The 13,814-nt window shown below is 68.0% G+C and carries 13 protein-coding genes; 3 read left to right on the top strand and 10 right to left on the bottom strand.

What is annotated here, in order from left to right; genetic code table 11:
- Nucleotides 1-441: 441 nt before the first annotated feature.
- The 6 genes from E1292_RS14380 to E1292_RS14355 all read right to left on the bottom strand — a co-directional run bounded on the left by E1292_RS14380 (nt 442) and on the right by E1292_RS14355 (nt 8,605).
- Nucleotides 442-3,015: a valine--tRNA ligase gene (locus tag E1292_RS14380; protein WP_132595636.1), complete on the bottom strand. Its 2,574-nt coding sequence runs from the start codon at nt 3,013-3,015 to the stop codon at nt 442-444.
- Nucleotides 3,016-3,087: 72 nt separating this feature from the next.
- Complete coding sequence (gene clpX, locus E1292_RS14375) at nt 3,088-4,371, bottom strand: ATP-dependent Clp protease ATP-binding subunit ClpX (RefSeq protein WP_132516300.1); 1,284 nt, start codon at nt 4,369-4,371, stop codon at nt 3,088-3,090.
- 184 nt (nt 4,372-4,555) lie between these two features.
- Nucleotides 4,556-5,179, bottom strand: coding sequence for an ATP-dependent Clp protease proteolytic subunit (locus tag E1292_RS14370; RefSeq protein ID WP_132516299.1), 624 nt, complete (start codon nt 5,177-5,179; stop codon nt 4,556-4,558).
- 11 nt (nt 5,180-5,190) lie between these two features.
- Nucleotides 5,191-5,823, bottom strand: coding sequence for a ClpP family protease (locus E1292_RS14365; protein ID WP_132595635.1), 633 nt, complete (start codon nt 5,821-5,823; stop codon nt 5,191-5,193).
- 371 nt (nt 5,824-6,194) lie between these two features.
- On the bottom strand, nt 6,195-7,571 hold the full coding sequence (tig, locus tag E1292_RS14360) for a trigger factor (protein WP_132595634.1): 1,377 nt from the start codon (nt 7,569-7,571) through the stop codon (nt 6,195-6,197).
- Between the two features lie 167 nt (nt 7,572-7,738).
- Nucleotides 7,739-8,605: a Sco1979 family transcriptional regulator gene (locus E1292_RS14355; RefSeq protein ID WP_132595633.1), complete on the bottom strand. Its 867-nt coding sequence runs from the start codon at nt 8,603-8,605 to the stop codon at nt 7,739-7,741.
- Between the two features lie 234 nt (nt 8,606-8,839).
- Here E1292_RS14355 and E1292_RS14350 point away from each other — a divergent pair, with 234 nt between their 5' ends.
- The 3 genes from E1292_RS14350 (at nt 8,840) to E1292_RS14340 (ending at nt 11,091) form a co-directional block, all read left to right on the top strand.
- Complete coding sequence (locus E1292_RS14350; RefSeq protein ID WP_132595632.1) at nt 8,840-9,319, top strand: ATP-binding protein; 480 nt, start codon at nt 8,840-8,842, stop codon at nt 9,317-9,319.
- A 127-nt stretch (nt 9,320-9,446) separates the two neighbouring features.
- On the top strand, nt 9,447-10,142 hold the full coding sequence (locus E1292_RS14345; RefSeq protein WP_132595631.1) for a TetR/AcrR family transcriptional regulator: 696 nt from the start codon (nt 9,447-9,449) through the stop codon (nt 10,140-10,142).
- Complete coding sequence (locus E1292_RS14340; protein ID WP_132595630.1) at nt 10,132-11,091, top strand: VOC family protein; 960 nt, start codon at nt 10,132-10,134, stop codon at nt 11,089-11,091. Before E1292_RS14345 ends, E1292_RS14340 begins: the two co-directional genes overlap by 11 nt.
- Here E1292_RS14340 and E1292_RS14335 read toward each other — a convergent pair.
- The 4 genes from E1292_RS14335 to E1292_RS14320 form a co-directional block, all read right to left on the bottom strand.
- Nucleotides 11,088-11,600 carry a DinB family protein gene (locus E1292_RS14335; RefSeq protein WP_246090110.1) on the bottom strand — a complete coding sequence of 171 codons (513 nt, stop codon included), beginning with the start codon at nt 11,598-11,600 and terminating at the stop codon, nt 11,088-11,090. The two genes, E1292_RS14340 and E1292_RS14335, sit on opposite strands and share 4 nt — an antisense overlap.
- Before the next feature lie 11 nt (nt 11,601-11,611).
- The gene (locus E1292_RS14330; RefSeq protein WP_132595629.1) at nt 11,612-12,361 is read right to left on the bottom strand and encodes a hypothetical protein; all 750 of its coding nucleotides are present in this window, start codon (nt 12,359-12,361) and stop codon (nt 11,612-11,614) included.
- A gap of 38 nt (nt 12,362-12,399) precedes the next feature.
- On the bottom strand, nt 12,400-12,816 hold the full coding sequence (locus E1292_RS14325; RefSeq protein WP_132595628.1) for a DoxX family protein: 417 nt from the start codon (nt 12,814-12,816) through the stop codon (nt 12,400-12,402).
- Between the two features lie 709 nt (nt 12,817-13,525).
- Nucleotides 13,526-13,789 carry a GntR family transcriptional regulator gene (locus E1292_RS14320; RefSeq protein WP_220446821.1) on the bottom strand — a complete coding sequence of 88 codons (264 nt, stop codon included), beginning with the start codon at nt 13,787-13,789 and terminating at the stop codon, nt 13,526-13,528.
- Nucleotides 13,790-13,814 lie beyond the last annotated feature (25 nt).

Here is a 13,814-nt window from a genome sequence, read left to right as displayed (position 1 = left end):
CTCTCCAAAAAAGGTCTGAACCCAACTAAATAAAGGAATCCGTCAAAACCGACCATGTCGGTCGACGGGGTTGTGCATCATGCACTGGCTTTTAACACACTGTTGAGTTCTCAAGAAACGCACGCGTACATCCCCGCCAGAATCCTTTGCCGACCCTGCCGTGGAGGCTCACACTTCGTTTCCTCCAGATTACCCGATCTGGACGATTCTTGTCAAACCGCCCGATCCGGGATCTTCCGGACGTGCCCCGCTTGGAGGCAACCCTGCTAACTTACTCCAACATCCGGCCGTTGTCCAACCGCGCGGCTGGACCGCCCGAAAGTCGGGGTTTGATCAGAGGGATGTCGGGGTTGACTGCCCCGGCTCAAAAACTGTAGCAGCCCCGGCGGGTGGAAGGTCCGTTCTTAGGTAACGAATGGACCTTCCCTTCGGGGCTGCGGTTCAAACCCCGAGCCGGGCGAGCTGGGCCTCGAGCCGGGCGATGTCGGCGGACGCCTGCTCGGCGCGGCCCCGCACCTTGGCCACCACGTCGTCCGGCGCCTTGGCCATGAACTGCTCGTTGCCCAGCTTGGCCGCCACCTGCGCGGCCTCCTTGCGGGCGGCCGCGAGGTCTTTCTCCAACCGCTTACGCTCGGCCACGACGTCGATGGCGCCCGCCGTGTCGATCTCCACCGACACCCCTCCGACCGTGAACCGCGCCGTGGCATTGAACGACTCCGGCGGCGCCGTGAGGCGCAGCAGCGCGCGGATCGCCGTCTCCTGGCCGGCCAGCTGCGTGCCGGTCAGCCCGAGGCGGGCGGCCACCTTCTGGCCGGGCTTGAGCCCCTGATCCGAGCGGAACCTGCGCACCTCCGTCACCAGCTCCTGCAGCGCGCCGATCTCGGCCTCGGCCGCGGCGTCGGTGTAGCGGTCGTCGGCCTTCGGCCACGACGCCACGACGACCGACTCGCCGCCGGTCACGGCCCGCCACAACTCCTCCGTCACGAACGGCACCAACGGGTGCAGCAGCCGCAACAGTGCGTCGAGCACGTGGCCGAGCACGTGCCGGGTGTGCTCCAGCCCCTCACCGAGCTGGATCTTGGCCAGCTCGAGGTACCAGTCGCAGACTTCGTCCCAGGCGAAGTGATAGAGCAGGTCGGAAGCCTTGGCGAACTCGAAGTCCTCGAACGCGGCGTCAGCGGCCGTGATGACCGACTGCAGGCGCGAGAGAATCCACCGGTCTGCCGGGGTCAGCTCAGCGTCGTCGAGGGAGCCCACGGTGGCGCCGTTCATCAGGGCGAACCGGGTGGCGTTCCAGATCTTGTTGCAGAAATTGCGGGAGCCCGCCGCCCATTCCTCGCTCACCGCGACATCGGCGCCGGGGTTGGCGCCGCGCAGCAGGGTGAACCGGGTGGCATCGGCGCCGAAGCGCTCGATCCAGTCGAGCGGGTCGGCCACATTGCCGAACGACTTGGACATCTTCTTGCCGTACTGGTCGCGGACCATGCCGTGCAGCGCGACGACACGGAACGGCGGCTCGCCGTCCATGGCGTACAGGCCGAACATCATCATCCGAGCGACCCAGAAGAACAGGATGTCGTAGCCCGTGACCAGAACGGAGGTCGGGTAGAAGCGCTGGAGCTCGGGTGTCGAGTCGGGCCAGCCGAGGGTCGAGAACGGCCACAACCCTGAGGAGAACCAGGTGTCGAGGACGTCGGAGTCCTGTGTGTAGCCGGCGGGCGGCTCCTCGTCGGGGCCCACGCACACGACCTCGCCGCCGGGGCCGTACCAGACCGGGATGCGATGGCCCCACCAGAGCTGGCGGGAGATGCACCAGTCGTGCATGTCGTCGACCCAGTCGAAGTAGCGCTTGGCCAGCTCGGGCGGGTGGATGCGGGTGCGGCCGTCGCGAACGGCGTCGCCGGCGGCCTTGGCCAGCGGCGAGACGTTGACGAACCACTGTAGCGACAGCCGGGGTTCGACCACGGTCTTGCAGCGCGAGCAGTGACCGACCGAGTGCAGGTAGGGGCGCTTCTCCGAGACGATGCGGCCTTCGGCACGCAGGGCGGCGACCACGGCCGGCCGGGCCTCGAAGCGGTCGAGCCCCTGGAAGGGCCCGTGCGCGGTGATCACGCCACGCTCGTCCATGACGGTCAGCGACGGCAGCGAATGGCGCCGCCCGATCTCGAAGTCATTGGGGTCGTGGGCGGGGGTCACCTTGACCGCGCCGGTGCCGAACTCGGGGTCGACGTGCTCGTCGGCGACCACCGGGATCATGCGGCCGGTGAGCGGCACCTCCACGAGCGTGCCGATCAGATGCGCGTAACGCTCGTCGGAGGGGTGCACGGCCACGGCCGTGTCACCGAGCATGGTCTCGGCGCGCGTGGTGGCGACCACGATCTCGTCGGAGTAGCGGATCGAGATGAGCTCGCCTTCGTCCTCGCTGTGCTCCACCTCGATGTCGGACAGCGCGGTCAGGCAGCGCGGGCACCAGTTGATGATGCGCTCGGCGCGGTAGATGAGCCCGTCGTCGAACAGCTTCTTGAAGATCGTCTGCACGGCCCGCGAGAGGCCGGGATCCATCGTGAACCGCTCGCGTGACCAGTCGACGCCGTCGCCGAGCTTGCGCATCTGGCTGAGGATCCGGCCGCCGGACTCCTCCTTCCACTCCCAGACCCGCTCGACGAACGCCTCGCGGCCCAGGTCGTGGCGTGACAAGCCCTGCTTGGCCAGCTCGCGCTCCACGACGTTCTGGGTGGCGATGCCGGCGTGGTCCATGCCCGGCAGCCACAGGGTCTCGTGGCCTTTCATCCGCGCGTGGCGGGTCAGCGCGTCCTGGATGGAGTGGTCGAGCGCGTGCCCGATGTGCAGGACGCCCGTCACGTTGGGCGGTGGAAGGACGATGCTGTACGGCTCGCGCGTGCTGCCCGGGTCGGCGCGGAAGTAGCCTTCGGACACCCAGCGCTCGTAGCTCCGGGTCTCGACGTCGGCCGGTGTGTATTGCGTAGGCAGCTCTGGCGTTGTCACAGTGACCAATTCTAGGGAGGCGGGAAAGCGGAACGCCCCATGGTTCGCGACCACGGGGCGTCCGGTGTGAACGAATGCGGCTCAGGCCGACTTCTCGCGCGGTGTGCGCTGCTGCTTGGCGGCGAGCTGGTCGCGCGGGACGAGCGTCGGGATCGCGTGCTCCAGCACCGACTCGCGGGTGATGACCACGCGGGCGACGTCTTGCCTGGAGGGCACTTCGTACATGACCGACTGGAGCACCTCCTCGAGGATGGCGCGCAGCCCGCGGGCGCCGGTGCCGCGCAGGATGGCCTGGTCGGCGATGGCCTCGAGGGCGCCGTCGGTGAACTCGAGCTCGACGCCGTCGAGCTCGAGCAGCTTGCGGTATTGCTTGACCAGCGCGTTGCGGGGCTCGGTGAGGATCTGGATGAGCGCCTCGCGGTCGAGGTTGTGCACCGAGGTGATGACGGGCAGGCGGCCGACGAACTCGGGGATCATGCCGAACTTGAGCAGGTCTTCCGGCATCACGTCGCCGAAGACGTCGGCGGTGTCGACCTCTTCCTTCGACCGGATGATGGCGTTGAAGCCGATGCCCTTCTTGCCGATGCGCGACTCGATGATCTTTTCCAGGCCGGCGAAGGCGCCGCCGCAGATGAACAGCACGTTGGTCGTGTCGATCTGGATGAACTCCTGGTGGGGGTGCTTGCGGCCGCCCTGCGGAGGCACCGAGGCCGTGGTGCCCTCCAGGATCTTCAGCAGCGCCTGCTGCACACCCTCGCCCGAGACGTCACGCGTGATCGACGGGTTTTCGCTCTTGCGGGCGATCTTGTCGACCTCGTCGATGTAGATGATGCCGGTCTCGGCCTTCTTCACGTCGTAGTCGGCGGCCTGGATGAGCTTGAGGAGGATGTTCTCGACGTCCTCGCCGACGTAGCCGGCCTCGGTCAGCGCGGTGGCGTCGGCAATGGCGAAGGGCACGTTGAGCATCTTCGCCAGGGTCTGCGCCAGCAACGTCTTGCCTGAACCGGTCGGCCCGAGCAACAGGATGTTGCTCTTGGCGAGCTCGAGGCCGTCGTCTCTGCCCCGGTCGCCGGACTGCACCCGCTTGTAGTGGTTGTAGACCGCCACCGAGAGAGCCTTCTTCGCCTTGTCCTGACCGATGACGTAGGCGTCGAGGAACTCGTAGATCTCCCTCGGCTTGGGCAGGTTGTCCCACTTGAGCTCGGAGGACTCGGAGAGCTCCTCCTCGATGATCTCGTTGCAGAGATCGATGCACTCATCGCAGATGTAGACGCCTGGACCGGCAATGAGCTTCTTGACCTGCTTCTGGCTCTTTCCACAGAACGAGCACTTCAGCAGGTCTCCCCCGTCGCCGATGCGTGCCACCCCAGATACTCCTTTGCGTGGGACCGCCCTGCTCACGCGAGCAGTGTCTCCGGACATCCTCCGGACTAGGCCGAACCGCTCAGGTTTCGACGTTACCGTCTTCTGGGCCCTCAGTGAGCCCCCTAGCGGCGAGTCGCACCGGAACGTGCCCTATTGGGCAGCGCTCCGGCGCGTCACGTCTCGTCTAGGAAGCCACGGCCTGAGCTCGCTTCTTCCTGGACGGGATGATGTCGTCGATCAGACCATACGCCTTCGCCTCGTCCGCGTTGAGAATTTTGTCGCGTTCGATGTCCTTGCGGATTTCGGCGGAGGACTTGCCCGAGTGCCTCGCCACGATGTCCTCGAGGAGGGAGCGCATGCGAAGGATCTCGCGGGCCTGGATCTCGATGTCGCTGCCCTGGCCGCCGCCCTCGGTGGACGGCTGGTGGATCAGCACCCTGGCGTTGGGCAGCGCGAACCGCTTGCCAGGGGTGCCGCCGGCCAGCAGCACGGCCGCGGCGGACGCGGCCTGGCCGAGGCAGACGGTCTGGATCTCCGGCCGGACGAACTGCATCGTGTCGTAGATCGCCGTCATGGCCGTGAACGAGCCGCCGGGCGAGTTGATGTAGATGCTGATGTCACGGTCGGGGTCGAGTGACTCCAGCGTCAGCAGCTGGGCCATCACGTCGTTGGCCGACGCGTCGTCGATCTGCACTCCGAGGAAGATGATGCGGTCCTCGAAGAGCTTGTTGTACGGGTTCATCTCCTTCACGCCGTAGGACGTGCGCTCGACGAAGGAGGGGAGAACGTAACGGCTTTCGATGTTCATGTCAGCTCCCCCTAGGAGACCGGGCCCTGCGTGGGCACCTGCCGTGCGCTGCGCACCACGTGGTCGATGAAGCCGTAGTCCTTGGCCTCTTCGGCCGTGAACCAGCGGTCGCGGTCGGAATCGGCCTCGATCTGCTCGAGCGGCTGCCCGGTGTGGTGGGCGATCCGCTCGGCCAGTGTCTTCTTCACGTAGAGCATCTGCTCGGCCTGGATGGCGATGTCGGCGGCGGTGCCGCCGATGCCGCCGGACGGCTGGTGCATCATGACACGGGCGTGCGGCAGGCCGTAACGCTTGCCATGGGTGCCGGCGGACAGCAGGAACTGCCCCATCGAGGCGGCCATGCCCATGACGACCGTGGATACGTCGTTAGGCACATATTCCATCATGTCGTAAATCGCCATGCCCGCACTCACCGAGCCACCCGGCGAGTTGATGTAGAGCGTGATGTCGCGGTCGGGATCGTCGGCCGCGAGCAGCAGCAGCTCTGCGCAGATGCGGTTGGCGATCTCGTCGTTGACCTCCTGCCCGAGAACGATGATGCGCTCACGAAGCAGGCGCTGGTAAAGCTGGTCCTCAAGCCGGAAGGACGAGCCGTTCTCACGGCCTCGCGACTCAGGCTGATAGAAGGTCGGCGGGCTGGTCACAGCGTCACCTTCCGATGCGTCGTAATCGATGGGCTTTGCTTGTGACCCTAACGCGCCCGGCCCACAGGTCATGCCCGGTCCCCCGTACTGTTCGCTGACGGCGCAGGTTCGAGCGAATGGTTGCCTGTTACGCTTCTTCGGCTTGTGCGGTTTTCGTCCCGCGCTGACGCGGCACGCGTACGGCGACCTCCCTCAGACGTCCTGAGAGGGCGAGCGCCGCGCGATGAGCGCCGGCCCGCCGCCCGCAGAGCCCTCGACCCCTCCGGGCGCCTCACAAGCCGTCTGAGCGCTCTGTTCCAGGGCGGGAGGTGTCCGGTCATGACAGAGCCCCCGGACCGGCGGGGTCCAGGGGCTCCGGTCGGCTCGGGGCGTCAGGCGTCGGCCTTCTCGCCCTCGGCGTCCTCTTCCTCGACGGCCTCGCCACCGTTGATCTCGCTGTAGATGCCCTTGAGGTCGACCTCGTTGCCCTCGGTGTCGACCACCTTGGCGGCGTCGCCGAGCACGGACTTGGCCTTGTCACGGACGATCTCGACCATGGCCAGCGTGAGCTGGTCGTTGTCGGCGAGGTGCTTGGCCAGCTCGTTGGGCTGCACGCCCATCTCCATGGCCCGGCGGACCACGAAGTTGGTCAGCTCCTGCTCGGAGACGCCCAGCTCCTCGGCCTTGACGATCTTGTCGAGCACGAATCCGACCTTGAGCGCCTTGGCGGCGCCGGTCTCGAACTCGGCGAAGCGCTCCTCCTCCGTCGTCTGGTAGAGGCGGAAGAAGGCGTCACGGCTCAGGCCGCTCTCGGCCACCTGGTGGTCGAGGTTGTGCTTGCGGGCGTCGACCTCGGCCTTGAGCGCGCTGTCGGGAAGCGGGATGTCGATCTTGTCGAGCAGGGCGTCGAGCGCCTTGTCGCGGGCCTGCACGACCTGGTCGATCAGCTTGTTGCGGCGAGCCTGCTCGCGGATGCTGGACTGCAGCTCCTCCAGCGTGTCGAACTCGCTGGCGAGCTGGGCGAACTCGTCGTCGAGCTCGGGCAGGACCTTCTCCTTGACCGACTTGACGTTGATGATCACGTCGGCTTCCTCGCCGGCGTTGTCACCGCCGACCAGCTCGGTCTTGAAGCTCTTCTCCTCGCCCGCGGACATGCCTTCGAGCGCGGCGTCGAGGCCCTGCAGCACGGAGCCGGCGCCCACCTCATAGGACACCTCGCTGGCCTGCTGCTCCTCGATGTTCTTGCCGTCGATCTCGGCGCGCAGGTCCATCACGACGAAGTCGCCGTTGGCGGCGGGCCGCTCGACGCCGGTGAGCGTGGCGAAACGCTGGCGCAGCGCGTCGAGCTGGGCGTTGACGTCGTCGTCGGAGACCTCGGCGGAGTCGACCGTGACCTCGACGCCCTGGTATTCGGGGACCTCGAAGTTGGGCCGGATGTCGACCTCGGCGGTGAACTCGATCTGCTCACCGTCGTCGATCTTCGTGACCTCGATGTCGGGCTGGCTGACCGGGAACACGTCGACCTCGTCGACGGCCTGGCCGTAGAGCTTGGGCACCGCGTCGTTGAGGGTCTCCTCCAGCACTACCGCCCGGCCGAAGCGCTGCTCGATGATGCGGGCCGGAACCTTGCCAGGCCGGAACCCGGGGACGCGCACCTGCTGCGCGACCTTCTTGTATGCCGCATCCATGCTCGGGCGCAGCTCGTCGAACGGCACCTCGACGGTGAGCTTGACCCGGGTCGGGCTGAGCTCCTCGACAGCGGTCTTCACGGAATGGTCTCCTTGATCAAGCTACGAGTGATCGCGGGCGCGTCTCATCGGTTTCGGCTCACGCGCCGCGCCCACATGAGCGGTGTCGGGCATGCTCCGCCACGGCGGGATCCAACGCCGACTGCCAGTCTAGGGCAGATGCGCACCCGACAACGACGCCACGGCTCTCAGAACTCGTCCGCGATCGTCCGCAACAACTCGATCGTCTCGTCCGGGGTGGTGCTCACGGCGCACAACCGCTCCATCACCTCGGTGTATCGGTCGACGTCCTCACGCTTGTCGAGGTAGAGCGCGCTGGCGAGTTGCTCGACGTACACGACGTCCGGCAGATCGTTGTCGGGGAAGCGCAGGATGCTGAACGCCCCGCCCTCCGCGCTGTGCCCCCCGAAGCTGAACGGCATGATCTGGATCGTGATGCTCTGCTGCCGCATCAGCTCGATCAGGTGCTCGATCTGGGCCCTCATCACCTCGGCGCCGCCGATGGGCCTGCGTAAGGCGGCCTCGTCGATCACCGCCCAGAAGATGGGCCCGTCGGGCTTGTCCAGGATCCTCTGGCGTTCCAGCCGGAGGTCCACCCGCCTGGCGATCTCCTCGGCTCCGATGCCCGCCGCACCGGCGGTCACCACGGCCCTCGTGTACTCCTTGGTCTGCAACAATCCCGGCACGAACTGGACCTCGTAGGTCCTGATCCTGGCGGCCGCCTCTTCGAGGCCGACGTACGCCTGGAACCACGTGGGCAGCACGTCGTTGAACCGGTGCCACCAGCCCGGCTCGTTGGCGGTGGCGACCAGGTCGAGCACGGCGGCACGGGCTTGCGCGTCCACGACCCCGTACAACGTCAGCAGGTCCGCCACGTCGCGTTCCTTGAACCCCACCCGGCCGAGCTCCATGCGGCTGATCTTGGATTCGGAGCCCCGGATGAGGTGGCCCGCCTCCTCGCGGGTGACGTTCTTCGCTTCCCTGAGCTTGCGCAGTTGGGAGCCCAGGAGGATGCGCAGCGCCGTCGGCCCGGAACCCGGCTGGTTCTGCGTCACTTGCTTCCTCCTATCAAGGTCCGCACACACAGTGACACCACATCGCCACGTATGACAAGGTCTCAACCCCGTGTCCGATTCGGCGGCCGTTAGCCTGGCGCCGCTCGCTCCTGCACAATGCAACTGCACGTGCATTTGGGTCTTGCAGCGACCCGGCCGCGTGACCCATCATGGGTTAGTGCATATTGGGCCAAACATGCACTGACGAAGGTTCAACGGGGAGGTATCGGCAGCATGGTGGAGGATCCGCTGGCCACTGCCGATTGCCTGCAGATCACCCGCGAAGTCGGTTTCGATCACCTTCTCATGGGCGGGAAACCGTACACGACCTCGTGCCCGCTGTCCTTCCAGGCCGACTCGGTGAAGACCGCCAGGGACGTGACCCGCTCGACGCTGCGCGACTGGGGGCTGCACGACCTGAGCGACGACGCCGCGCTGGTGGTGTCGGAGCTGGTGACCAACGCCATCAGGTACGCGATGTACGCACGCGGGCGGCGCGGCATCGAACTGCTGCTGATGCGGGTCGCCCCGCACGTCCTGCTGGCGGTGGCCGACCCGAGTGACGAGGTGCCGCGGCCCAAGGAGCCCGACTTCATCTCCGAGAACGGGCGCGGGCTCTACATCGTCGAGACGTACAGCCAGTGCTGGGGCTGGGACCCGCTGGCGAGCGGCGGCAAGGCCGTCTGGGCGCTGTTCCGCGCCGACGCCCCTTAGAGGACCCCTTACTTTCCGTACGACCCCCTTGACCTGCTTTCATGCGCGGTCGTGCGCTTATGCGTGCACATCTGCGTGACCAAAACGCTATATTGGTCACCAGTCAACAGTCACCGGGAGGCGGGGCATGCGGGGCGAGCACGACGGGCGGGCCGACCGGATCCTCGACGCGGCCAAGGAGTTGCTGCTGCGCTGGGGATACCGGCGGGTGACGATCGACGAGATCGCGAAGCTGGCCGGAGTCGGCAAGGGCACCATCTACCTGCACTGGCGCACGCGCGAGCAGCTGTTCTTCGCCGTGGCGGCCCGCGAGGCGGTCGCGATGCTGGACGCGGTGGCCGCGGCCATGCGGGCCGACCCCGACGAGATCATGCTGCACCGCTACATGCGCAGGTTCTTCCTGGAGGCGATGGACCGGCCGGTGCTGCGGGCCCTCTTCACCAGGGACGCGGAGACGCTCGACAAGTTCCTCTCCAGCCCGGCCAGGAGACCGCTGGAGGGCGCCAAGCTGATCGCCTCGCGCGACTACCTGCGGGTGCTGGCTAGGCACGGGCTGCTGCGCGCCGGGCTGCGTCCCGAGGATCTGGACTACTCGCTGCCGACGATCGTGTTCGGGTTCTTCGCGATCGAACCGCTGCTGCCCGCCGACGTGCCGCTCGGGCTGGAGGAGAAGGCCGGGCATCTGGCCGACACCCTGCGCAGGACGTTCGAGCCCGAGCGGCCGTCCGCACGCGAGCCCGCGGCCGGCGAGGTCGTCGAGATCTTCGAACGGCTCTCCCGTGACTTCGAAGACGCCGCTTACGGAGGCAAGCATGGATCATGACATCGGCGGGCTGCACCACGTCGGCCACCTCGTGCACGACATGGACCAGGCGCTCGACCGCTACCGGCGGCTCGGGTTCAGCCTGCCGGGCCCGGCCTATCCGGTGCTCGGCGAGCCTCCCGAGCCGTTCGGCCTGGGCAACACGCACGCGTACTTCCCCGGCAACTTCGTCGAGCTGGTCACGGTCGCGGGATCCGGGCGGGTGCCTGGCGACGCCAGGCTGATCCCCCTGAAGGCGCCCGAGGAACGGCTGGCCGCGCTCAAGGATGCCGTCCGCGGCACCGCGGCCACCCTGGAGGCCTGCCTGCGGCGTTTCGAGGGCGTGCACATCCTGATGTTCGACGCGCGGGACATCGACCGGGCCGCCGCGCGGCTGGCGGCGGCCCGCGTCGGGCACGGCGGCGTACATGCCGCGCAGCGCCCGGTCGAGACGGCGGACGGGACCCGGATGGAGCCCGTCCGCTATCTGGAGATCGACGGCGTCGTGCCCGGCCGCGTCCCCGAGGGGCGGGTCGGGCTGGCCGCCAACGACCGCGCCGTGGCCGGCGCCCCGGCCGGCGCCGACCACCCCAACGGCGCGCACGCCCTGGTGGAGTGCGTGCTGTGCGTGGCCGACGACGCGATCGACGAGACCGAGCGGCGTTACGAGCGTTACCTGGGGCGTACGGCACGGCGGGCCGGGCCCGTGCGGGTGTTCGAGCTCGGAGGAGAGGCCAGGGTCACGCTGGCCGCCGCGTCGGGGCTGGGCGAGCTGCTGCCAGGGGGTACCGCGGCGGCGCTGCCCGGCTTCGTGGCCTACGCGGTGGGCGTGAACGACGCCGCGGCGACCGAACGGCTTCTGCGCGCCGGCGACATCCCGCTGGGCAGGACCTCCGCCGGAGAGCTCGTCGTGCCCGCCCGCGCGGCGTTCGGCGCCGCGATCATCTTCCGCGAGACCGGCCGCCCCTAGTCGCCCTTGGCGCCGTCGATGCGCTCGCGTAGCAGGTCGGCGTGGCCGTTGTGGCGGGCGTACTCCTCGATCATGTGGACGAGGATCCAGCGGTGCGAGCACTCGGCGCCCCGGTATTCGCCGACGGCGTCCAGCGGTGCGGCGGCCGAGAGGGCGCGGGCCAGCTCGATCTCCTCCCGCCACGTGGCGAACGCCTCCTCGACGGAGGCGGTGTCGACCTCGTTGAAGTCGGCGTCGTTGTCGCGGTCTTTGTCCCACAGCTTGGGGATGTCCTCGCCGTTGAGCATCCGGCGGAACCAGACCCGCTCGACGTGCGCCATGTGCCTGACCAGGCCCAGCAGGGACAGGGTGGAGGGCGGCGCGGAACGCAGGCGCAGCTGCTCGTCCGTCAGGCCGGCGCACTTGACGGCGAGCGTGGCGCGGTGCCACTCGAGCCAGTTGTCCAGGATGGTTCGCTCGTCGCCGAACCGGGACGGGGGAACGCGGGTGTCGGCATTGGTGTCGGTCACGCGGCCCGACTCTACCCGGCGGCCCGCTCTCGCCTCGGCCGAGCCTGGAGGAGGCGGGACGCCGCCGCGCGCACGGTCTCGTCCCTGACGGTGGCGACGAAGTCGTCCGGCGTGTCGCCGCACAGGCGGCTCAGCCCTGGGGTCTCCTCCAGGAGGGACTGGATGAGCGCTCGCTGGGATGTCAGGCGGCGGGGGCGGCGGCCGGCGTCCATGAGGCATCCGTGCTTTCCCGCGTAGACGAAGGCGGGCGGAAGGCGCAGACCCGGCTCCAGCGTGATCGGGTGCGCGAGCGTGCTCCTCGTGTAGTTGGGCTCGGTGAGGTCGAGGGCGGCGAGCTGCCGCTCGTCCAGCCACAGCACGAACAGCCTGGACGTCTCGCCGGGCGTGTCGATCGGCGCGGCGGGCACGTAGCCCGCCCTGCTCACATGGGCCGAGACGCCGGGGGCGACGCCCGGCACGTCGGCGAGCGTCATGGGGACGACGCTGCACACCCCGTGGCCGCGGAACTTCCTGCGCACCTGGCTCGGCGCGGCGTTGGATCCCACGGCGACGACGCGGTGGCGAGCCGACAGCGGCCGGCAGCCCCGGTGTGCCAGCAGTGTCCTGAGCGGCTCGCCGGCCGCGCGCCACTCCCCCGGGCTGCTGCCCGACGGCTGGAGCGGCACGTACGCGTCGTCGACCAGGACCCCGGAGGTCGCCGGGATCCGGCCCGGATAGGTGAGGGGGCGGGAGATCGGGTCGTCGTCGAACAGCTCGAACATGTCCTTGCCCGTGACGGGGGCGGGACTTCACAGTCTATTTAACGCCGGGTGACCACCGCCCACAGCCGGGCCGTGCTCTGCCGGCGCCCCCAGGCGATCACGGCACAGAGCACGAGCGCCGTCAGCGGCAGCACACCGCCGCCGCCCGACACGAACAACTCGGTCAGCGTCGCGCCCGCCATCAGCCCGACGAACGCCAGACCCGCCAGGCCGGCCAGGCGCGGCACGAACAGCGCCACGGCCCCCGCCACCTCCAGCACGGCCACCAGGTTGCGGAACCAGTCTCCGAACCCGATGGCCTCGAACGTGGACTTCGCCGGTTCCACGTTCGAGAACTTGCCCATGGCCGATATGAGGAAGAAACCGGCCACGACAACCTGGAGGATCCAGAGGATGACGGAAAGGGCGCGCCCACTGGCGGCCGTACGGTCGGCCTTGCTCTCTGCGGTGGTCACGGCGTTCTCCCTCGTCGATCGGCTGCTTGCTTCGACGCTAGGGCCGGGCGCGGCCGGGGAGAATCGGGTTGGCTACCCGGCGGGGGTGCACGTAGATGCACCCCTGCCGGGAGTCGGCACATATCGAAGGCCGCCCACCGTTTCGGTGAGCGGCCTTCGCGGCCTGGTCGGGGCGACAGGATTGAACCTGCGACTTCTTGCTCCCAAATCATTTCAAACAAGGTTCGCTTTGGCCGCGCCACCCCTTGGCCGGCGGCGAGAGTGCGGGACCGTCCGCCAACGTCCATGATTGACCACGGTGATTGTCACGCAGTCCGTCACTCAGCCGACCGCGTGACAGGCACGGACGCCAGTGTCATCAACTCTAGGGACACAGCCATGTAAGGCCGAAGCGTCCCGTCTCGACGGCCATAATGGCGCTTCGCCCACCCCTTCCAGGCCGCGCTTCGCACGCAGAAGCGCTGCAACATGTTGCAGCCGTCCTTCCGCGCGCAACGCCACTGGCCAAGCGTGCCAAGCACCTCTTCGCCTCTGCCGGGGACAGCGGGGACACAACCAGCAGAGGGTGTCCCTCTTGATCTCTTCTCTTTCCGCTGGTGAGACCCAGTCGAGAGACACCGGGGACGCTGGGGACTCCTCCGTCCCGCAGAGTTTCCAACGCCGCCGGAGGTGACAGCGCCGAGCCCTTTCAGTTGCAGGGCATCGGCGATCAACTCGTGTTGCGGTCTCCTGGTTCGGCGCCATCCTCGGGGGGCTTCGGACCGGCGAACGAGCCCAGGCCCGGGACCGTGTAGATCACGCCTTCCTCGCGAAGGTGCGCGATCACCTTACGCGCCGTTCCGCGCGCGATGCCGAACTCCTGCACCATCGACTGCTCGGAGTCCACCAGGTCGCCCGGCGACATGGCCGCGATCCGCCGGCGCATCTCATCGGCCACCTGCCGCCACACGGGGCGGTCCTTCCGAGACTCCATCACAGCTCGACCGTAAGCAGGCATG

The organism is Nonomuraea deserti (assembly GCF_004348685.1).
In the GTDB taxonomy this organism is placed as follows: Bacteria; Actinomycetota; Actinomycetes; order Streptosporangiales; family Streptosporangiaceae; genus Nonomuraea; species Nonomuraea deserti.
Note: the sequence above shows the minus strand (reverse complement) of the source record. Positions and strands in the feature narration are given on the sequence as shown.

What these genes read in the sequence shown, in the direction of transcription:
- E1292_RS14370 (WP_132516299.1), bottom strand. Translation starts at nt 5,179, where the DNA reads ATGAACATCGAAAGCCGTTACGTTCTCCCCTCCTTCGTCGAGCGCACG.
- E1292_RS14350 (WP_132595632.1), top strand. Translation starts at nt 8,840, where the DNA reads ATGGTGGAGGATCCGCTGGCCACTGCCGATTGCCTGCAGATCACCCGC.
- E1292_RS14345 (WP_132595631.1), top strand. Translation starts at nt 9,447, where the DNA reads ATGCGGGGCGAGCACGACGGGCGGGCCGACCGGATCCTCGACGCGGCC.
- E1292_RS14340 (WP_132595630.1), top strand. Translation starts at nt 10,132, where the DNA reads ATGGATCATGACATCGGCGGGCTGCACCACGTCGGCCACCTCGTGCAC.
- E1292_RS14330 (WP_132595629.1), bottom strand. Translation starts at nt 12,361, where the DNA reads ATGTTCGAGCTGTTCGACGACGACCCGATCTCCCGCCCCCTCACCTAT.
- E1292_RS14320 (WP_220446821.1), bottom strand. Translation starts at nt 13,789, where the DNA reads ATGGAGTCTCGGAAGGACCGCCCCGTGTGGCGGCAGGTGGCCGATGAG.